The 18344-nt window shown below is 62.5% G+C and carries 15 protein-coding genes and 1 pseudogene; 4 read left to right on the forward strand and 12 right to left on the reverse strand.

The annotated features are described in order from the left end of the window. Positions 1 to 2 precede the first annotated feature (2 nt). Both AMK00_RS05765 and AMK00_RS05770 read left to right on the forward strand, forming a co-directional pair. Positions 3 to 1040 carry a LacI family DNA-binding transcriptional regulator gene (locus tag AMK00_RS05765; RefSeq protein WP_064809853.1) on the forward strand — a complete coding sequence of 346 codons (1038 nt, stop codon included), beginning with the start codon at positions 3 to 5 and terminating at the stop codon, positions 1038 to 1040. A 75-nt stretch (positions 1041 to 1115) separates the two neighbouring features. Next, positions 1116 to 2036: a LysR family transcriptional regulator gene (locus AMK00_RS05770; protein ID WP_064809854.1), complete on the forward strand. Its 921-nt coding sequence runs from the start codon at positions 1116 to 1118 to the stop codon at positions 2034 to 2036. Positions 2037 to 2096: 60 nt separating this feature from the next. On the opposite strand, the gene AMK00_RS05775 is transcribed toward AMK00_RS05770, so the two are convergent. Both AMK00_RS05775 and AMK00_RS05780 read right to left on the reverse strand, forming a co-directional pair. Then, entirely contained in the window at positions 2097 to 3050 is a 954-nt protein-coding gene (locus AMK00_RS05775; protein WP_064811653.1) for an NmrA/HSCARG family protein, read from the reverse strand. A 235-nt stretch (positions 3051 to 3285) separates the two neighbouring features. After that, entirely contained in the window at positions 3286 to 4257 is a 972-nt protein-coding gene (locus tag AMK00_RS05780; protein ID WP_064809855.1) for a quinone oxidoreductase family protein, read from the reverse strand. A gap of 71 nt (positions 4258 to 4328) precedes the next feature. Here AMK00_RS05780 and AMK00_RS05785 point away from each other — a divergent pair, with 71 nt between their 5' ends. Further along, positions 4329 to 5195, forward strand: a complete 867-nt coding sequence (locus tag AMK00_RS05785) for a LysR family transcriptional regulator (RefSeq protein ID WP_064809856.1) — start codon at positions 4329 to 4331, stop codon at positions 5193 to 5195. A gap of 30 nt (positions 5196 to 5225) precedes the next feature. Here AMK00_RS05785 and AMK00_RS05790 read toward each other — a convergent pair whose 3' ends face one another. From AMK00_RS05790 to AMK00_RS05820, 7 genes are all read right to left on the reverse strand, one after another. Further along, positions 5226 to 7523: a PBP1A family penicillin-binding protein gene (locus tag AMK00_RS05790; protein ID WP_064809857.1), complete on the reverse strand. Its 2298-nt coding sequence runs from the start codon at positions 7521 to 7523 to the stop codon at positions 5226 to 5228. A 134-nt stretch (positions 7524 to 7657) separates the two neighbouring features. After that, positions 7658 to 8299 (reverse strand): peroxiredoxin-like family protein, encoded by a 642-nt coding sequence (locus tag AMK00_RS05795; protein WP_064801092.1) that lies wholly within the window; start codon positions 8297 to 8299, stop codon positions 7658 to 7660. A 341-nt stretch (positions 8300 to 8640) separates the two neighbouring features. Next, complete coding sequence (locus tag AMK00_RS05800) at positions 8641 to 9081, reverse strand: hypothetical protein (protein WP_064801094.1); 441 nt, start codon at positions 9079 to 9081, stop codon at positions 8641 to 8643. Positions 9082 to 9372: 291 nt separating this feature from the next. Further along, positions 9373 to 9645 carry a hypothetical protein gene (locus AMK00_RS05805; protein WP_064809858.1) on the reverse strand — a complete coding sequence of 91 codons (273 nt, stop codon included), beginning with the start codon at positions 9643 to 9645 and terminating at the stop codon, positions 9373 to 9375. Positions 9646 to 10023: 378 nt separating this feature from the next. Beyond that, complete coding sequence (gene cysN, locus AMK00_RS05810; protein WP_064809859.1) at positions 10024 to 11520, reverse strand: sulfate adenylyltransferase subunit CysN; 1497 nt, start codon at positions 11518 to 11520, stop codon at positions 10024 to 10026. Between the two features lies 1 nt (position 11521). After that, positions 11522 to 12475: a sulfate adenylyltransferase subunit CysD gene (gene cysD / locus AMK00_RS05815; RefSeq protein WP_011424472.1), complete on the reverse strand. Its 954-nt coding sequence runs from the start codon at positions 12473 to 12475 to the stop codon at positions 11522 to 11524. Positions 12476 to 12589: 114 nt separating this feature from the next. Continuing rightward, positions 12590 to 13333 (reverse strand): phosphoadenylyl-sulfate reductase, encoded by a 744-nt coding sequence (locus AMK00_RS05820; protein ID WP_064811654.1) that lies wholly within the window; start codon positions 13331 to 13333, stop codon positions 12590 to 12592. Positions 13334 to 13755: 422 nt separating this feature from the next. Here AMK00_RS05820 and AMK00_RS05825 point away from each other — a divergent pair, with 422 nt between their 5' ends. Next, complete coding sequence (locus tag AMK00_RS05825; RefSeq protein ID WP_064809860.1) at positions 13756 to 14202, forward strand: RrF2 family transcriptional regulator; 447 nt, start codon at positions 13756 to 13758, stop codon at positions 14200 to 14202. An 83-nt stretch (positions 14203 to 14285) separates the two neighbouring features. On the opposite strand, the gene betA is transcribed toward AMK00_RS05825, so the two are convergent. The 3 genes and pseudogenes from betA to betI form a co-directional block, all read right to left on the reverse strand. Further along, positions 14286 to 15935 (reverse strand): choline dehydrogenase, encoded by a 1650-nt coding sequence (gene betA, locus AMK00_RS05830; RefSeq protein WP_064809861.1) that lies wholly within the window; start codon positions 15933 to 15935, stop codon positions 14286 to 14288. Positions 15936 to 16102: 167 nt separating this feature from the next. After that, positions 16103 to 17566: a betaine-aldehyde dehydrogenase gene (betB, locus tag AMK00_RS05835; RefSeq protein ID WP_064809862.1), complete on the reverse strand. Its 1464-nt coding sequence runs from the start codon at positions 17564 to 17566 to the stop codon at positions 16103 to 16105. A 151-nt stretch (positions 17567 to 17717) separates the two neighbouring features. Next, positions 17718 to 18302: pseudogene (gene betI / locus AMK00_RS05840) on the reverse strand (transcriptional regulator BetI); the annotation flags it as partial. Positions 18303 to 18344: the final 42 nt, after the last annotated feature.

The raw sequence follows: 18344 nt of genomic DNA on the forward strand, positions 1-18344 counted from the left end.
CGATGAAGAACTCGGTTGAGCGGGGGCGGAAAGCCAAACGCGGGATGCAGGTGAAGCTGAGCGATGTGGCGAAGAAGGTGGGCGTCAGCCCGATCACCATTTCGCGTGCGTTGCGCAATCCGGAAATCGTCTCGGAGGATCTGCGCGAGGAGATTCTGCGCACGGTCGAGGAGATGGGCTATATTCCCAATCTTGCCGCCCGGGCGCTGGCCGGCCGCCACAACGGCATTATCGGCGTCATCACGCCCGCCCTGCATCAGTACGGTTTTGCCGGCCTGATGATCGGCATCGAGGATCGCTTCCGCGGCACCGAGTTCACTGTGCAATATTCCAGCACGCTGCACCATGCCGAGGGCGAGGCCGGCCTGCTGAAATCCATCCTGACCCAGAAGCCGGCCGGCGTCATCATCGCCGGCGCCGAATCCTATTGCAATCTTCTGCCGCTGATCGAGAACGCCGCCTGTCCCATCGCCCATGTCACCGATCTCAGCCAGGAACCGCAAAGGCTGGTCGTCGGCCTCGATCATTATGCGGCCGGCGCCGAGCCGACCCGCTTTCTGTTGTCGAGGGGCTATAGTCGGATCGCCTTCATCGGCCGCGGCGCGGATGTCCGCTCGCGCCGGCGCATCGAGGGGTATGAGGCAGTAATGCGGGAAGCCGGCCTTTTCCAAGAGGATCTCATCATCGGCGGCGATGCGCCGAGCCGTATCGGCCTCGGCAGGGAGTTGTTCTCCCGCCTGCTCGAGCGCGTGCCCGATGTCGATGCCGTTTTTGCCCAGAGCGATGAACTGGCCTTCGGCGTGCTGATCGAATGCAAGGCGCGCGGCATCCGCGTGCCGGAGGATGTCGGCATCTGCGGCTTCAACGACCTGGAATTTTCGCCCTTCATCGAGCCGTCGCTGACGACGGTGCACCTACCGCGCCAGGATATCGGCCACCGCGTCGCCGACATGCTGCTGCGCGCCATCCACGACGAGCCGCCCGGGGACGACAGGGTCGATTGCGGCTTTTCAATCGTGGCGCGGGGGTCGACGCGGTGATCTGGCCCGTTCCGGGCCTGGCCACAGTCAGGATTATTCCGTATATGGAGCGGATGGCGACCACTGTGCTGAAAAATGGATAACGCGGGTTTGTCTTTTGACAGGATGCGCACCTTTGTTCGGGTGGCCGAGCGCGGCAACCTGTCGATGGTCGCAAAGGAGCTCGGCTTCGGCCAGTCCACCGTGACGCGGCACCTCAATGAGCTTGAGGAGGCTGTCGGCGTGCCGCTTCTCAGCCGCACCACCCGCCGCGTCACCCTGACGGAGGAAGGCAGTCGCTATTATGCCAACTGCCTGCAGATCCTGCGCCTGGTCGAACAGGCTGCTGAGGAAGCCAGAGATGCCCGTCAGGCGCCGGCGGGCGCTGTCCGGCTTTCCTGTACGGCAGCGCTCGGCGTCATGCATGTCACGCGAATGATCTTTGACTTCCAGGACAGGCATCCCGACATCCGCATCGACCTCAACCTGACGGACGAGCGCATCGACCTGGTTCGCGAAGGCGTTGACGTGGCGCTTCGCCTTGGACCTCTCGCCGACAGCTCGATGAAACTCCACGCGGTCGGAGAGAGCCAGCGGCTGCTGGTCGGTGCTCCGGCCTATTTGTCCGCCCGGGGGCGGCCGGAGCGCCCGGCCGATCTGTCACGCTATGAAACCATCGTGATGTCCAACGTGGTTGGCAGCAATCAGCTCCTTCTTTCCTCTCCTGATGGCGCCAGCCTGGTCATCCCGGTCGGCGGCCGGCTGCGTGTCGATCACGGGCTTGCGGCGCGCGAAGCCCTTGCTGCCGGACGCGGCATCGGTCCAACACATCTCTGGCTGGTTCACGATCTGCTGGACGACGGCCGGCTGGAGGTGGTGCTTGGAGACTATCGGCCTTCGCCCGTTCCGCTGAGCTTGCTGATTGTTCCGGAGCGTGCAGCCATTGCCCGCGTTCGGCTCCTCGTCGACTTTCTTGCCGCCGAGATTGCCAAGCTGCCGGGAATCCGGCCGTCGTAAGACTTTGCTTTCAAGCATGTCGTTGCCACGCAGGCCCTGCGGCACTTGTGCGAGACAGCTTCAATCTCCGAAAGACCTCTTGTCGCCGCGCCATCCCGTCGTCCGCAGAAACTGCTCCCAGTTGAGCGTCTGGGGATTGAGCCGCCGGCTCCATTCGAGATCCTGCTCCTTGCCGAAATAGCCATATTCGACCGCGAACTCGACCATCCCGAGAAGCTCTCGAACGAAAAATTCGTTGGCGGCAAATTCCGGAAAATAGCGCAGCAGGCCATCTCTGGTGAAAGCATTTCGATACTCGGCCTTGCGGCCGGTGACGCGCCGGAAGGTTTCGACCATCTCCCGCGGAGAAATGATATCGCCGACGATCGGCAGCGTTTTGCCGTTGTAGCGCTCGGGGTTCGAGAAAATCTCGAGGACAACAGGCCCGGTCGCCGTCAGCGGATCGACGAAAGGCGCCCGGAAATCTTCCGGAAGATAAATCGGCAAGAGCAGGGTGTCGCCTTCCATGCGCGGCGCATAATACTCGATAAGGTTTGTATAGAAGAATGCCAGCATGACGAAGGAATGAGAGATCGGCAGGCCGCCAATATGATCTGCAACGCGCGCTTTGTCGGTAAAATGCGGCGCATATTTCGTCCCACCGGTGATCTTGTCCACATTCTCCAGTGTGCTGAAGACAATGTGCCCGACGCCGGCCTCCACGGCCGCATCCGCCAGCTGCCGGCCGAGAGGCGCTTCGGTCGTCTCCGGCGGGGCGATCGGCGGCGTCATCAGAAACGCGCCGTCCGCGCCCTTGAATGCCGCAACGAATTCCTTCTGAAGGCCGAGTTCGAGGGGTGCGGCGACGATTTCCGCGCCGAGTTTCTCGAGACGCAAAGCTTCGGGCGAATCCCTTCTTCGAGTGAGAGCGCGGACGCGGAAACGCTGGCTTTCAAGAAGCGTCGCAACGACGCTGCGCCCCTGTTTGCTCGTTGCACCGGTGACCGCGATCAGTGGCTTGTTGTCTGTAGACATGTCTTTCATCCTTTTCCGTCACTTGCCGCCGGCCGGACGGGCCGGCGTCCTTATGAGGTGGCTCGGGCCGGTCCATTGCCGATCGCCCACCTGGCGGCAGTCTACCGAAACACGCTTTGTCGCTGTAGATGGACGGAATGGATAAGATAATGCCATTTTTCGGATAAGTGGGCCGCCGGATCGCCCACCCGGATCAGCCCGTCGAAAGCCGCCGCTCGGATCGGAGCGCAGGCAATCAAGGTATCAGCAGGACACTGCCCGCCGCGCGCCCGGATTCCATCTCGTCGTGCGCCTTGGCAACCTCGGACAAACGGTATTCGGCACCGATTTGCGAAACGATGCCTGTCTCCATCGCCCTGATCGCAGCGACTGCAGCCTCGCGATATTGTTCGACGTCGGCGCACCAGGCAATGATGCTCGGATGGCAGAGCGCCTTGCCCGGGCGAAGTTCCTCGACAGCCACGGGTGGAATGGCGCCGGCCGCCTGACCGATGGTGACAGCCATGCCGAATGGGCGGACAGAGCGTATGCTTTTGAGAAGCGTCTCGCCGCCGATCCCATCATAGGCGACGTCGACGCCGAGCCCGTTCGTCAACCGCTTCACTTCAGCGACGATATCGGCGCCGCGTCCAACGATCAGATGATTGGCTCCACAAGATGCGGCGAGGGCTGCTTTTTCGGAGGAGCCGACCGTCCCGATCACCGTGGCTTGAAGCGATTTGGCCCAGCGAACCAGGATGCTGCCGAGCCCGCCCGCGGCCGCATGGATCAGAACCTGATTTCCTGCACGCACATTATAGGTCTTCTTCAACAGCATGTAGGCGGTCATGCCTTTGAGCAGCGAACTCGCGGCCGTTCTTGCCGAAACGGCGTCGGGCAGCTTGATCGCCCTTTCGGCGGCGATGTTGCGTGCGGAGCGATAGGCGCCAACCGGAGGCCCGGCATAGGCAACGCGATCACCTCTCTCGAACATCGAGACGCCGGGGCCGACGTCCTCGACGATGCCAGCCGCCTCGGCGCCAATCACCGCGGGGTAGGACGGCATCGGGTAGATACCTTGTCGGTGATAAACGTCGAGGAAGTTCGTTCCGATCGCCTCATGACGGATTCGGATCTCGCCATCGCCGGGGCCCTCACACTGGTACTGCTCAATATGGAACTGGGTGCTGTCGCCGGGGGCGTTCAGCCATATGATCTGGTCAGTCATCGCTCGTGCTCTCCTTATTTCGGACAAATTAAGCGATGGCGAAATGGGTGAAAACTCCCTATTAATGCACAATGATTGGGAGAGATTTCACAAAGCTGGATTGGGACGACCTTCGGCATTTCCTGGCCCTCGCGCAATCGGGAACGTTGCTGAGCGCAGCAAAACAACTCGGCGTCGAACATGCGACCGTCAGTCGGCGCGTTTCGTCGCTTGAAGCCAGTCTCGGACGCAGACTCGTCGACCGCCGCGGACGCCGCATCATCTTGACTTCGGACGGAGAGCAGGTCGCCAGGCACGCGGCTCTCGTCGCCGTCCAGACAGCCGCAATCGAGCAGCTTGGTCGCAGCAGCGCCACGGAATTGCGCGGCCATGTCCGGATCAGCGCGCCTCCCGCACTCTCAAGCGTGCTGCTCGCAAAACCGATTGCGACCGTCAGGCGAGACCATCCCGGCGTTGAGATCACGCTTGTCGGAGAAAAGCGCCTCGCCTCGCTGAACAGGCGGGAGGCGGACGTCGCCGTGCGAATGTCGCGTCCGGAGGACGGAGATTACGCTATCGCCAAGCTCGGTGAGACAAGCTTTCATCTCTACGCATCGAAGGCCTATCTCGAAACGGTTCCACCGTCGGACTGGACCTTCATCGGTTACGACGAAACCATGAACGCCTCACCGCAACAATTGCGGCTGGTCGAACTGGCCGCCGGCCGGCCGATCACCGTGAGGTCGTCCGTTCTGGAGTTTCAGGCCGCAACTGCAAGCCTTGGTGCTGGTGTCGTCATGCTTCCCGATTTCGCCGCCCTGGAGTCGAGCGGTCTCCAGCGCATCGAGACCGAACAGCCGTTGACGAGAGAGGTCTGGCTTGTGGTCCATGCCGATATCAAAGACGTCCCCTCCGTCCGTGTCGTCGTCGATGCGCTGAAAAACGCACTGGGCAGGTAGTCCCCGCGGTTGGATATCTGCCGAACCCGATCACTTTTCGCAAAGCCGTCGGCCGCCAGAATAGGGCTGATAGGTACAATCGGACGGGCGGAAGGATCGGTAACTGCGCGAGCAGGCGCTGATGTTGCAGGACTGCGGTGCGCCTTGGCCATCGTCGACTATTTCGGTCGATCGCACGCCGTTCAGGCTTGGTGCGGTCGTCGCCTCGCGGATGAAGTCGCGCCAGATATGGGCCGGCAGGGCGCCGCCCGTCACTCCCTTCATCGGCGCGTCATCATCATTGCCGACCCAGACGCCGACGACGAGGTTGTCCGTGAAGCCGACGAACCAGGCATCACGATTGTTCTGGCTGGTGCCGGTCTTGCCGGCCGCAAAGGTGCCGGGATCTGCTCCACGTCCGGTGCCGCGCTCGACCACCAGCTGCAGCAGCCCGAGAAGATCGGACTGGTAAGGCGAAAGATCGACACTCGGCTTGGATTGCGCGCCAACGCGAAAGGCCTTGGGCTGCCCTGCCGCCTGGAAATCGATGATACCCCAGGGCTTGACGGGGGCCCGGCCGACTTGGACGGACGCATAGGCGCTGGTGAGATTGAGCAGATTGACCTCGGAGGTACCGAGCGCCAAAGACGGCGTGTCGGCCAGTGGCGCATCGATACCAAGTTCGCGCGCCGCGGCAATCACATTGTCCAGACCGACCTCTTGGGCAAGCGCCACCGACGCGGCATTGAGCGATCGCGCAAATGCCTCAGCGAGCGTAACCCACCCACTATAGTTGCCGCCGGAATTTTCCGGCGACCAGCCGTCGATGTCGATTGGCGCGTCCAGCACCTGGTCGGACAAGGTGAGCCCAGCCTTCAATGCTGCGTAGTAGACGAATAGCTTGAAGGTGGAACCCGGCTGGCGCATCGCAGTGACGGCGCGGTTGAACTGGCTCGCCTTGTAGTCGCGCCCGCCAACCATCGCTACGACCGCGCCGTCCGGCGTCATCGCAACCAAAGCGGCCTGCGATGCCCCCACTGTTTTTCCTTCGCCGTCCAGGGACCGTTTCACGACGCGCTCGGCCATCTGTTGCAACTGCGGCACCAGCGTGGTGCGCACCGTCGTCGAACCTGGCGACGAGCCGGCGATTTCGCTCGCCTGCGGCGAAATCCAGTCGGCAAACCAGCTTCCCGAGCGCGGCGTCGGCGTCGTTGGATGCAGCTTGGCAAAGCTCCCCTTGGCCTCCGCCGCCTCCGGCGCGGTGATCTTGCCATTGGCCGTCATCGCGTCGAGAACGACCATGGTGCGCTGCCGGGCGCCTTCGAAATTATCGATGGGGTTCCATTGGCTGGGCGCCCGCAACAACCCCGCCAGCATCGCCGACTCCGGTAGGTTAAGGTCGCCGATATCCTTGTTGAAATAGATGCGCGCGGCCGCAGGCATGCCGGTAGCCCCCGCGCCAAGATAGACGCTGTTGAGATAGCGCGTCAGGATTTCCCGCTTGCCGAGCTTCCATTCCAGCCAGACGGCGATGACAACTTCCTGTATCTTTCGTTTTATCGTTCGATCGCTGTCGAGATATTGCAGCTTGATGAGTTGCTGGGTGATGGTGCTGCCACCCTCCACCACCGAGCCGGCCTCCAGGTTCCGCAGAAACGCCCTGCCGATGCCCCTGGGATCGACGCCGAAATGATCCATGAACCGGCGGTCCTCGATCGACAGCACGGCGTCGATCAGATGGGGCGGAAACTGGTCGTAGCGCGCATATGGCCCTTGATAAGGTCCCTGCCTGACCAGAGGCGCGCCGTCGGCAGTTTCCAGCACCACGACCGGCTTTAACGTTCCATCCCGGATTTCGCTCCAGGGCACGTCTTTCAGCGCCCACACCAGCACGCTTCCGACGAGGAGGCAGACAAGAAGGGTCAGCCCGAGAGCGAATTTCCACCAGCCCGCCAGACGCGACCGGCGCTGGCTGCTTTGTGCCGGATTGATACGCCGAACGCGAGTTCCGCCTCCGGCTCTGGCTAGAGCAGTGGTCATCCACCTGGTTGGAGCTGATGTGGCTGCCAGCCGCATCGACCGCCATAGCTTCCGCCTCAAAACCGAAGCGGCCGTCCTGCTCTTCGCCAAGGCAGAACTTGCCTGCAAATCGTGACGTAGCGCCCGGAATAGATTGCTCGCGGCCCGTCTGGTTTGGCCGAAGGATCCGTGGGGCGGTTGCGGGTCGTTGACTTGGGCAATGTCTGGTGAATCCGAGGCAGCCGCTTGCGCCGCCGGATCTGCTGTCTGATTGCGACCCGAGATCGAGCTGCTAACGCTTTCACCTGAGGAATCGGGAGAATTGGGCATCGGTAACCGCTAAAAAGCCAACGCAGCATGACCTATATATCCGCGTGATGCGGAGTGTTCCACCGCAAAAGGCCGCAGCAGTTCCGCAACTCACTGAGCACCACCTGGCGGTGGGCGTCGAGCCAGTTTTTCTCTCAAGGCGCGACCTGGGAAGCTACCGACATCAATTCCTGGGAATTCGGTGCCTTGAATGTCTGGAGCCCAGCCTCCAGCACCTCGGTGAAGCTCCAGCGCACGATTCCCTGCCGGTCTATGAGGAACTGACCGACAAGCTGCCCGTGGTCGGCGGTCATCATCCGCTCATCGGCTTCCGTCATTTGATATCCTTCTTTCTTGTTAAGAAATTCGCCCATTGCCACCACGCTCATGGGCTCGGGCAACTCGCCCGGAAGATCGATCCGTATCGCCATCACCGTGTCGATCCCGACCTCGCGTAAGCCGAAGGCTTGGTGCGAAGCCCGTACCGGGTCCGAAGCAGCAAGAAGATCGGGTATCGGATGGTAACGGAAATAGAGCCGCGCGCGTTCGACCGGGGTGTTTACAACAGCCAGGGATTGGACACCTTTCTCACGCAGCATCGGGTTGAGATATGCCATGGCGGCGACATGGCGCCGGCAGAACGGACAATGCAGGCCCCGAAACAAACCGATCAACAACGGGCTGCGGCCACGAAAATCGTCAAGTGCGATCTTCCCCTCGCGCGAGATTGCATCGAACACAACGTTCGGGACCGGGTCGCCCGGTTGTAGCGGGTGGTCGACATAGGGCGTGGACATGGACACCTCCTCGCTCGGGATCAGTCAAGCAAAGGCGCCACGTGAAGTACTGCGAGGTCGAGATTGAGCGTTGCAGGCCTGACCTCTCGTCTTACCGCACCGCCAGGATCCAATTTAAGAATGTGCTCATATGAGCCCGCGGGCAAGCGGTAAACAGCGAATCGGAATTGAAAAAGTCCGTTTTCTGCAAACACTGTTTTTTTAGCGGCCAATCTGTGAATTATCGCACACTGACCGGCCGCAAGCCTGTCAACGGCAGCGACCCCACCCGATTTCTCTGTAGAGTTTTAGCAACTCTGCGCATCGCGACCCGTTCGGGGCGGCGAACGGTGCGACGGCCCTTACTTTACGGTGATGGCAATACCGCTGAGATCGGCATTGACTTGCAGGCCTACCTGCTTGCCTGAGAGTTCGAGTTGGGCGCCCTTGTCATTGGTCATGACGATCACCTGGGCCCCCTTGCCGACGGCGCCGCCACCGCCCGCCGCACCGTAGACCCCCGTCACATCTCGAGCGCGGCGAATATGGCGAACGGTACCATGAAAATTGGTCTTAGAAGCCCCGAAGGCGAGGCCGCCCGAGATGCCGCCGACAGTGATGGGATAGCGGCGACCATGGAAGGTCAGCGTACCCTCGCCTCCAGAACCACCCACAAAGAAGGCAGCCTTGTAGACTGAGAAGCTGATGGTACCGCTGTCGGCATGCGCGGAGCCGGCAAAGCTGATTCCCGCTGCAGCGATAACCGCAGCCGCGACTGAACGAATTGTGGACGAATTCTTCATGATGCAAGTCTCCTCACAATCGAGGCTTACCCAGCCAGGAGGGCGTGTCAGCGTCATGCCAAAGTCACAGCTGAAACAGTCTCGCCCGTCATTAGTTCCAAGCACGCCGCCAGAATCCGGCCGGGAGACGGCCGCCACGAAACGAGGCTGATCGCAAACATAATTTCGGCGACAGGGCAGCCGATGGCAGCCCGTCATGCACAAGGAAGGCGCAAGAAAGACAATCGCTGCGCCTTCAAAATCGATCTACCTAAGCCTAATAGCAATTCGCCTGAGTGACCGTCGGCCTCCTCAGCGGGGCTTCACGTTGGCGTGCTCGTTGGCGGCATCCGTGTCGGTGGCCGGCGTCTGGGTGTCGTGCCCGGTGAACGGACTTCCCTGGCCGGGCGCCAATGTACCGCTGTGACCGGCATTGTTGGTGGTAAAGGCGTGCGTCGTGGAAGCCGCCGTGCTGCCGGACTTCAATCCATGCTGTTCCGCCTGGAAAAGATGGTCGTCCGCCTGGGCAACGCCGCAGGTGGAAACCAGCAAGAACGCCGCGGTAATCAAGTGATGGATTTTCATCGCAAGAACTCCTTCGTTTTCTGCCCTGGACGACAACACGCTAGCCACCGCCGATATTCGCCAATTCGTCATCACATCCTCGTGAGCCACCGCCTCCAGAACAGGTGTGACTATTTCTGGGAGTCAACTCTGAGAGCGGGTCTTGCGATTAATCTGGTCCCGCCTAAAGTGGCTTGGAAAATGCCGGACAAGGCAATGCGCTTAAGCCCGAGGGCTTTGGCCGCTTCCGGCCGAAAGCGGGCGTGCAAAACGTCCGAGGATCATATCGATTTCATCACTGAAGTTTGCGACAGCGCCTTTCGCGAGGAATCCGCCAGCTCTTAGCCAGCGGGTTCGGCCTCGCATAAGGGGCCAGTCTTGCTGGCCCCCTATCTCTTATCAGATATCGCTCGCAGCGCTCGACCAGAGGTCGGCCGCTTCGGCTGCCGTCATCCGCCGCACTTCGGCTTCATGGCTGCGGCTGGCGAAGAGTTCGCTCGCCATGATCTGCTCGGCGAGATCGGCCGGCAGCGAGAGGATGACGCGGGCGTCGCCGGTGTGCAGCCCGCCGAGCTCGCTACGCTTGCCGGTCACCATGCCGCCGGCGACCGTGTTGTTGGTCTCCGGATCGATCAGGATGAAGGAGCCGGACTGGCGGTTCTGCTCGTAGGGGTCGAAGATCGCCGCCTCGTCGAAGGAAAGCCGCACCTTGCCGATCGCATTCATGTAGAGCCGCTGGGCGGCGTTCCACGTGCCGGTCTTCAATTCGAGCTGGCTGAGCGGCTGAACCTGGACGCGCTGGCGGCGCGAGCCGCTCTTCAGCCAGTAGCGCTTGCCGGGCTCGATGCCCTCGGGCTGCAGCGCGACGATCTGCGCGTCGAAGGCAAGGCCGACCTGCGGCTGGGCGTCGATCGAGACGATCATGTCGCCGCGTGCCACGTCGACCTGGCGGTCGAGCACCAGCGTGATCGCGTCGCCGGCGACGGCGGCGTTGCGCACGAGATCGAAGGTGACGATCTTGGAGACATTGGCGACCATGCCCGACGGCAGGATCATGACGCTGTCGCCTGGTTTGACCGAGCCGCCGGCGACCGTGCCCTGATAGCCGCGGAAGCTTTCGCCCGGACGCGACACACGCTGGACCGAGAGGCGGAAGCCGACCGTCTGCGACGAGCGCACGGTGGCAAGCTCCAGCGTCTCCACCAGCGTCGGACCGCTGTACCAAGGCATGGCGGTCTGGCCGGAATAGACGACGTTTTCACCCTTCAGCGCCGACATCGGAATAGCGGTGATCTGCTTGACGCCGAGCGACAGCGCGAATTCCCGGAATTCATGGCTGATCTTCTCGAAGCCGGCGCGGTCGTAGCCGGTCAGGTCGATCTTGTTGACGGCAAGCACGAACTGCTTGATCCCGAGCAGCGAAGCGATGGTCGCATGACGGCGCGTCTGTTCCAGAATGCCGAAGCGCGCGTCGACGAGCAGGATGGCGAGATCGGCGGTCGAAGCACCCGTCGCCATGTTGCGAGTATATTGCTCGTGGCCGGGCGTGTCGGCGACGATGAAGGAGCGCTTGTCGGTGGAGAAATAGCGATAGGCGACATCGATGGTGATGCCCTGTTCCCGCTCGGCCTGCAGGCCGTCGAGCAGCAGGGCGAAGTCGGGCAGGCCGAGATCGTTCTGCTTGCCGGTGGAATCGCGCTGCAGCGTGGCGGCCTGATCTTCCTTGACCGCCTTGGTGTCCCAGAGCAGGCGGCCGATCAGCGTCGACTTGCCGTCATCGACGCTGCCGCAGGTGATGAGGCGCAGCGGGCGCGAGTCGCGCTGAGCCTTCTGCGGCTCGGCCGCGGGCAGGCTGACGGCGGTTGCGGCCGAGACGGCGGTGTTGGCTGCGGTCATCTCAGAAATATCCTTCACGCTTCTTCTTTTCCATGGAGCCGGACTGGTCGCGGTCGATGGCGCGGCCCTGGCGTTCGGACACCGTTGCAATTTCGAGTTCGGCGATCACCTCTTCCAGCGTGGTCGCCTGTGAGCGGATGGCGCCGGTCAGCGGGAAGTCACCGAGCGTGCGGAAGCGGATCATGCCTTCCTGGCGCACTTCGCCGGGCAAGAGTTCCAGGCGCGGATCCTCGGCCAGGATCATCATGCCGTCACGCTCCACGAACTTGCGCTTCTTGGCGTAGTAGAGCGGCACGAGCGGAATGTCCTCGGCCTGGATGTAGCGCCAGATATCGACCTCGGTCCAGTTCGACAGCGGGAAGGCGCGCACGCTCTCGCCCTTGCGGATCATGCCATTATAGATGTTCCAGAGTTCCGGACGCTGGTTGCGCGGATCCCAGCGGTGATCGGGCGTGCGGAAGGAATAGATGCGCTCCTTGGCGCGGCTAGCCTCCTCGTCGCGGCGCGCGCCGCCGAAGGCCGCATCGAACTGGCCGGCATCGAGCGCCTGGCGCAGGCTCTCGGTCTTCATGATATCGGTGAAGGCCGCCGATCCATGGGTGAAGGGCGTGATGTTTTCGGCCGCACCGCGCGGATTGATGTGCTCGATCAGGTCGAGGTCGTACTTCCTGGCGGTCTCATCGCGGAAGGCGATCATCTCGCGGAATTTCCAGCCGGTGTTCACATGCAGCAGCGGGAAGGGCACGCGGCCGGGATAGAAGGCCTTGCGCGCCAGGTGCAGTAGCACCGAGGAATCCTTTCCGATCGAATAGAGCATGACGGGACGCTCGAATTCGGCCGCGACCTCGCGGAAAATATGGATGGATTCGTTTTCCAGCGCCTTCAGATGCGGGTCGAGCGGCGCCTTGGCGCTCTGGGGATTGCTGAGTTCCGTATCCGGACGGCTATCGGGCATGTCTTACTCCAGACTGTCGATCTTTGCGGCTGCCCGCAAACAATTCCTTGATGTTGGCTTCCCCAAAGGCTGCAGCGGCCGCCGCGCCCTGATTGGGAAAGCCGTGAGGGTTGATTATTGTGCGGCGACCACCGCGGAGGCCTCTTCGGCGACGTGCAGACCGCATTCGCGCTTCTCGTCCTGCTCCCACCACCAGCGCCCGGCGCGCTCCGGCTCGCCGGGCTTGATCGCCCGGGTGCACGGCTCGCAGCCGATCGACGGATAGCCGCGCGCATGCAGCGGATTGACCGGCACGCCGTTTTCCGAAACGAAGGCCTTGATCGCCTCCAGGTCCCAATCGGCGAGCGGATTGACCTTCAAAAGGTGGCGTTCGGCATCATATTCGGCAAAGGGCGTCTCGGCGCGGTTGGCCGATTGGCCGCGGCGCAGGCCGGTGATCCAGATCGTTGCACCCTCGAGAGCGCGCGCAAGCGGCTTCAGCTTGCGCACGCCGCAACAGGCATGCCGTGCCTCGACGCTTTCGTAGAAGCCGTTGAGGCCGTATTTCGCTGCGTAGGCGTCGATATCGGCCTTTTCGGGAGTGAAGCGCTGGATATGGATGTCGTATTGGGCTTCGGTCTCGTCGATCAGCGCCAGCGTCTCGGCAAACAGCCGGCCGGTCTCAAGCGTCGCGATATCGATCGGCAGGCGGTGCGTGCCGATCTCGGCGGTGATTACCTGATCTTCGATGCCGAGCGAGGTGGTGAACACCACGCGGCCACCAAGGCCCGCCACCAGCGACAGACGTCCGGCGAGGTCGAGACCCGCCAGCTTATCGTTCAGCGCCTCGGCCTGCGCGATTGGATTGGTAACAGTCATCAGAATCCTGTCCTTTGTTGAGCAGGAGTATCGCAGTTCGCGCATGCATCGCACAGAAAAAGGGATTTCGAAAGCTGCGGCAGGAGGAGCAAATATCTCTCCGAAGCTGCCGCAATGCAAAAAAACAGCCGCCCGGCAGAGAAAATCCGCCTCGGCTGCCTGAATGTCTATAAATTTAGTAGAGTTACACGCAGCCTGTCAATCCGAAATCTGAAGTGATGCCGAAAAAGATGCGGGAGGCGCTGATTTGGCGTAGATTGCAAGGGCTTGGCCGAGCGTCAAAAACGAGGCCAAAATGCTTGTCCCTCAAGGCTTTCTGCTGGTGCGTTCAAATTCCGTTCATGCTGGTTGTGCCATAGAGGCAAATGTGCTCGTGAAGCGGCGCGGGAATACGCGCCGCCTGTGTGTGTCGACGGTCTGAGATGATTACGCAAAAGGCGAAATATGCGCTGCGGGCGCTGACGGTTCTGGCTGATGCCGATGCCGACGAACCCGTGATGATTTCCGATATTGCCGCGCAGCAGAAGATCCCGAAGAAGTTCCTCGAACAGATCCTGCTCGACCTGAAACATCACGGCATCGTCGTCAGCCGCCGGGGCAAGCAGGGTGGTTATCTCCTGCTCAAGCCCGCCCACACCATCACCTTCGGCGAAATCCTGCGCATCATCGACGGCCCGATCGCGCCGTTGCCGTGCCTGTCGATCACCGCCTACCGCAAATGCGACGATTGCGATGGTGAACAGACCTGCGAAATCCGCCACGTCTTCGCCAAGGTCGCCGACGCCACCCGCAAGGTGCTGTTCTCGACGACGATCGCCGATGCCGTCGGCCCGAGGCAAGGCGCCGAAGTCACCCGCCTGCTGGCCTGAGCTCCAAGGCTCGGAGAAGGGCGCTGGGCGTCTCACCTTCAATTGGCCGGGCGGTGGATCGGATTTCTCTGACGCCGAGGCTGTTACCGATCGCTCACCGCCGCCCGCGGGTTGATCCACGGCTCCTGGTTGGAGCGCGCCAGCGGCTGCTTGCCGAGAATATGATCCGCCGCCTTCTCGCCGGTCATGATCGACGGGCCATTCAGGTTGCCGTAGGTGACATGCGGAAAGATCGAGCTGTCGGCGACGCGCAGGCCATCGACGCCGATCACCCGGGTCTGCGGGTCGACCACTGCCATCGGATCGTCCTTCGCCCCCATCTTGCAGGTGCCGCAGGGGTGATAGGCGCTTTCCAGATGTTCGCGCAGGAAGGCGTCGATTTGCTCGTCGCTCTGCACGCTTTCGCCCGGCTGGATCTCCGGGCCGCGATAGGCGTCGAACGCCTTCTGCCCGAAGATCTCGCGGGTCAGCCGCACGCAGTGGCGAAACTTCTCCCAGTCTTCCGGATGGCTCATATAATTGAAGCGCAGCACAGGATCGGCCTTCGGGTCGGGCGAGCGCAGCGTCACGCTGCCGCGCGATTTCGACAGGTTGTAGCCGACATGCACCTGGAAGCCGTGGCTCTTGGCCGCCGCCTTGCCGTCATAGCTGATCGCCACGGGGAGGAAATGATACTGGATGTCGGGCTGCTTCAGCCCGGGTGCGGAGCGCAGGAAGGCGCAGGCTTCGAACTGGTTTGAGGCGCCGAGCCCGCCCTTCGATAAGAGCCATTGCGCGCCCGCCACCCCCTGCCAGAACCAGGGCAGCCAGGAATAGAGCGACACCGGCTTGGTGCTGACCTGCTGGAAATAGAATTCCATATGGTCCTGCAGATTGGCGCCGACACCCGGCCGGTCGGCCTTCACCGCGATGCCCATTTCCTTCAGATGCTCGCCCGGGCCGATGCCGGACAGCATCAAGAGCTTCGGCGAATTGAAGGAGGAGGCCGCGACGATCACCTCGCGGTTGGCCTTCACCACCTCTGTCCTGCCGCCGCGTTCGATCTCGACGCCAGTCGCCCGTCCGTTCTCGATGACGATCCGGCGCGCCATACCGTAGACGATCCCGACATTGTCGCGCTTCAGCGCCGGTTTCAGATAGGCATTGGCGGCAGACCAGCGGCGCCCGGCAAAGATGGTCTGCTCCATCAGCCCGAAGCCTTCCTGCTTGCTGCCGTTATAATCCTCGGTCGTCTCGAAGCCTGCCTGCTTGCCGGCCTCGACGAAGGCGCGGAACAGCGGATTAGTGAAGCCGCCGCGTTGTACATGCAGCGGCCCGTCCGTGCCGCGCCAGCCCTCTTCGCCGCCATGCGAATGTTCCATCCGCTTGAAATAGGGAAGAACGTCGGCATAGGCCCAGCCGCTGGCGCCGAGCTCCTCCCAGCGGTTGAAGTCTTCGGCGTGGCCGCGCACATAGACCATGCCGTTGATCGACGAAGAGCCGCCGATCACCTTGCCGCGGGGCGCGGTGATACGCCGGTTGTTGAGGTTCGGCTCCGGCTCTGAGAGATAACCCCAATTGTAGCGCTTCATGCTCATCGGCCAGGCAAGCGCTGCCGGCATCTGGATGAACGGCCCGAAATCGCTGCCGCCCGCCTCGATGACGAGGACGGAATTCTTGCCGTCCTCGGAGAGGCGATAGGCGAGGGCGGACCCGGCGGAGCCGGAGCCGATGATGACGAAATCTGCTTGCATGGTTTTTCTCTCGTTTTTGCTTCAGCCGTCGCGCCGCGTCGCCCCCTCATCCGGCTGCCGCCACCTTCTCCCCGAGGGGAGAAGGGACGTGCCGCGGCCTCTCGACTCCTCTTCTCCCATGGGGAGAAGGTGCCCGGAGGGCGGATGAGGGGGCTGCTTGCGCTGACTTAGTAAGGCGCCGCCACCGGCCCCAGGCCGACGTAAACCGTCTTCAGCTCGGAATAATGCTCGAGCGCCGCCAGCGAATTCTCCCGGCCGAAGCCGGATTGTTTCGAGCCACCGAAAGGGATTTCCACCGGGCAGAGATTATAGGTGTTGATCCAGAGCGTGCCGGCCTCCAGCCGGTCGACGACGCGGTGGGCGCGGGTGAGGTCGGCGGTGAAGACGCCGCCGGAGAGGCCGAATTCGCTGGCATTGGCGCGTCTGATGACCTCGTCCTCATCGTCGAAATCGAGCACCGACATGACAGGCCCGAAGATCTCCTCGCGGGCGATCGTCATCTCGTCGGTAACGTCGGCAAACACGGTCGGCTGCACGTAATAGCCTTCGCCCGAGACATTGTTCGGAATGCCGCCGCCGGCAATGAGCGTCGCGCCTTCGGCCTTGCCCTTCTCGATATAGGCGGTCACCTTTTCCCGCTGCGCCCACGAAACCATCGGCCCGATCTGCGTCGCCTCATCCAGCGGATCGCCGATCAGCATCGCCTCGGTGCGCGCCTTGAGCCGCTTGAGGAACTCGGCCTTAACAGCCTTCTGCACGAAGACGCGGGTGCCGTTCGAGCAGACCTGGCCTGTGGAATAGAAATTGCCGAGCATCGCCCCGCCGACCGCCGAATCGAGATCGGCATCGTCGAAGACGATGAGCGGCGACTTGCCGCCGAGCTCCATCGTCACGTGCTTGAGGTTGCCGGCCGCCGCGGCCGCGACCCTGCGGCCCGTCGGCACCGAGCCGGTCAGCGACACCTTCGCGACATCGGCATGGTTGACGAGCAACGGCCCGGTGTCGCGGTCGCCCTGGATGACGTTGAAGAGCCCCTTCGGCAGCCCCGCATCATGCAGGATCTCGGCGATCTTCAGGGCGCCGAGCGGTGTGTTCTCGGAAGGCTTGAACACCATGGCATTGCCGCAGACAAGCGCCGGGGCAGCTTTCCAGCAGGCGATCTGCTGCGGATAGTTCCAGGCGCCGATACCGACGCAGACGCCGAGTGGTACGCGCTTGGTATAGGCAAAATCCTGGCCGAGCGGGATATGGGCGCCGTTGAGGCCGGCGGGTGCGACGCCGCCGAAGAATTCGAAGGCATCCGCACCCGAGGTCGGGTCGGCCACGATCGTTTCCTGGATCGGCTTGCCGGTGTCGAGCGTCTCCAGTTCGGAAAGCTCGCGGTTGCGTTGGCGCATGATCTCGGCGGCGCGCTTGAGGATGCGCCCGCGCGCCATCGGGCTCATTGCCGCCCATTCCGGCTGGGCGCGCTTGGCCGCAGCAATCGCCTTTTCGACAATTGCGGGCGTTGCCGCATGCAGCCGGGCGATGACCTCGCCGGTGGCGGGATAGAGGCTCTCGATGACGGTGCCGTCGGTATCCTCGACATATTCGCCGTCGATGAAGTGCGAGGCTTTCGGCTGGGCTTTCATATCATTTGTCCTTGGGGTGTTCGATGTGGTCGTCCCTTCTCCCCTCGGGGAGAAGGTGGCCCGCAGGGCCGGATGAGGGGGCGGCAATCTCGGCCTTTCGGCCGTTCGCTCCTGCGTCGCTCACCCCCTCATCTGTCCTTCGGACATCTTCTCCCCGCTGGGGAGAAGGGGAGGTGGCGGCTAGAAGCGCGTTCACATAATCCTCCGTCAGCGCGATCGAGGCTTCGATGCCGATCGGCGCCGATTTCAGACTCTGCCTGATATAGAGCCCGTCGATCATCGCCGCAGCGCCCTCGGCGATGCGTTCTGCGGCGTCGTCCGGCAGCAGCGCCTTGAGGTCGGCAAGCAGGTTCGAACGCAGCCGGCTGGCATAGATCACCAGAAAGCGCCGCGTCTCCTCGGAGCGCTGCGCTTCGGCATAAAAGGCAAGCCAGGCGGCAATCGTCTCCGGTGCGAACTGGTCGGCGTGGAAGCTGACACGGATCACCGCCGAAAGCCGCTCGCGCGGCGTCTTCGCTGCTTTGAGCGCTGCCACCGTATCGCTGCGCAACTGTCTCAGCAGCGAGCGGATCGTCTCGATCAGCAATTGTTCCTTACTGCCGAAATAATGATGGGCGAGGGCAGGCGAGACGCCGGCCTGCCGGGCGATGTCGGACATGGTGACGGCAAGCGAGCCGTGATCGCCGATCACCCGCAGCGCCGCATCGACAAGCGCCTTGCGGCGCACCGGCTCCATTCCGACTTTCGGCAAGGCCGCAACTCCCTGAAAACGGCGCCA

The sequence above is a fragment of the Rhizobium sp. N621 genome (genome assembly GCF_001664325.1).
Classification (GTDB): Bacteria; Pseudomonadota; Alphaproteobacteria; order Rhizobiales; family Rhizobiaceae; genus Rhizobium; species Rhizobium esperanzae.

What these genes read in the sequence shown, in the direction of transcription:
- AMK00_RS05765 (WP_064809853.1), top strand. Translation starts at nt 3, where the DNA reads ATGAAGAACTCGGTTGAGCGGGGGCGGAAAGCCAAACGCGGGATGCAG.
- AMK00_RS05770 (WP_064809854.1), top strand. Translation starts at nt 1,116, where the DNA reads ATGGATAACGCGGGTTTGTCTTTTGACAGGATGCGCACCTTTGTTCGG.
- AMK00_RS05775 (WP_064811653.1), bottom strand. Translation starts at nt 3,050, where the DNA reads ATGTCTACAGACAACAAGCCACTGATCGCGGTCACCGGTGCAACGAGC.
- AMK00_RS05780 (WP_064809855.1), bottom strand. Translation starts at nt 4,257, where the DNA reads ATGACTGACCAGATCATATGGCTGAACGCCCCCGGCGACAGCACCCAG.
- AMK00_RS05785 (WP_064809856.1), top strand. Translation starts at nt 4,329, where the DNA reads ATGATTGGGAGAGATTTCACAAAGCTGGATTGGGACGACCTTCGGCAT.
- AMK00_RS05790 (WP_064809857.1), bottom strand. Translation starts at nt 7,523, where the DNA reads ATGCCCAATTCTCCCGATTCCTCAGGTGAAAGCGTTAGCAGCTCGATC.
- AMK00_RS05795 (WP_064801092.1), bottom strand. Translation starts at nt 8,299, where the DNA reads ATGTCCACGCCCTATGTCGACCACCCGCTACAACCGGGCGACCCGGTC.
- AMK00_RS05800 (WP_064801094.1), bottom strand. Translation starts at nt 9,081, where the DNA reads ATGAAGAATTCGTCCACAATTCGTTCAGTCGCGGCTGCGGTTATCGCT.
- AMK00_RS05805 (WP_064809858.1), bottom strand. Translation starts at nt 9,645, where the DNA reads ATGAAAATCCATCACTTGATTACCGCGGCGTTCTTGCTGGTTTCCACC.
- cysN (WP_064809859.1), bottom strand. Translation starts at nt 11,520, where the DNA reads ATGACCGCAGCCAACACCGCCGTCTCGGCCGCAACCGCCGTCAGCCTG.
- cysD (WP_011424472.1), bottom strand. Translation starts at nt 12,475, where the DNA reads ATGCCCGATAGCCGTCCGGATACGGAACTCAGCAATCCCCAGAGCGCC.
- AMK00_RS05820 (WP_064811654.1), bottom strand. Translation starts at nt 13,333, where the DNA reads ATGACTGTTACCAATCCAATCGCGCAGGCCGAGGCGCTGAACGATAAG.
- AMK00_RS05825 (WP_064809860.1), top strand. Translation starts at nt 13,756, where the DNA reads ATGATTACGCAAAAGGCGAAATATGCGCTGCGGGCGCTGACGGTTCTG.
- betA (WP_064809861.1), bottom strand. Translation starts at nt 15,935, where the DNA reads ATGCAAGCAGATTTCGTCATCATCGGCTCCGGCTCCGCCGGGTCCGCC.
- betB (WP_064809862.1), bottom strand. Translation starts at nt 17,566, where the DNA reads ATGAAAGCCCAGCCGAAAGCCTCGCACTTCATCGACGGCGAATATGTC.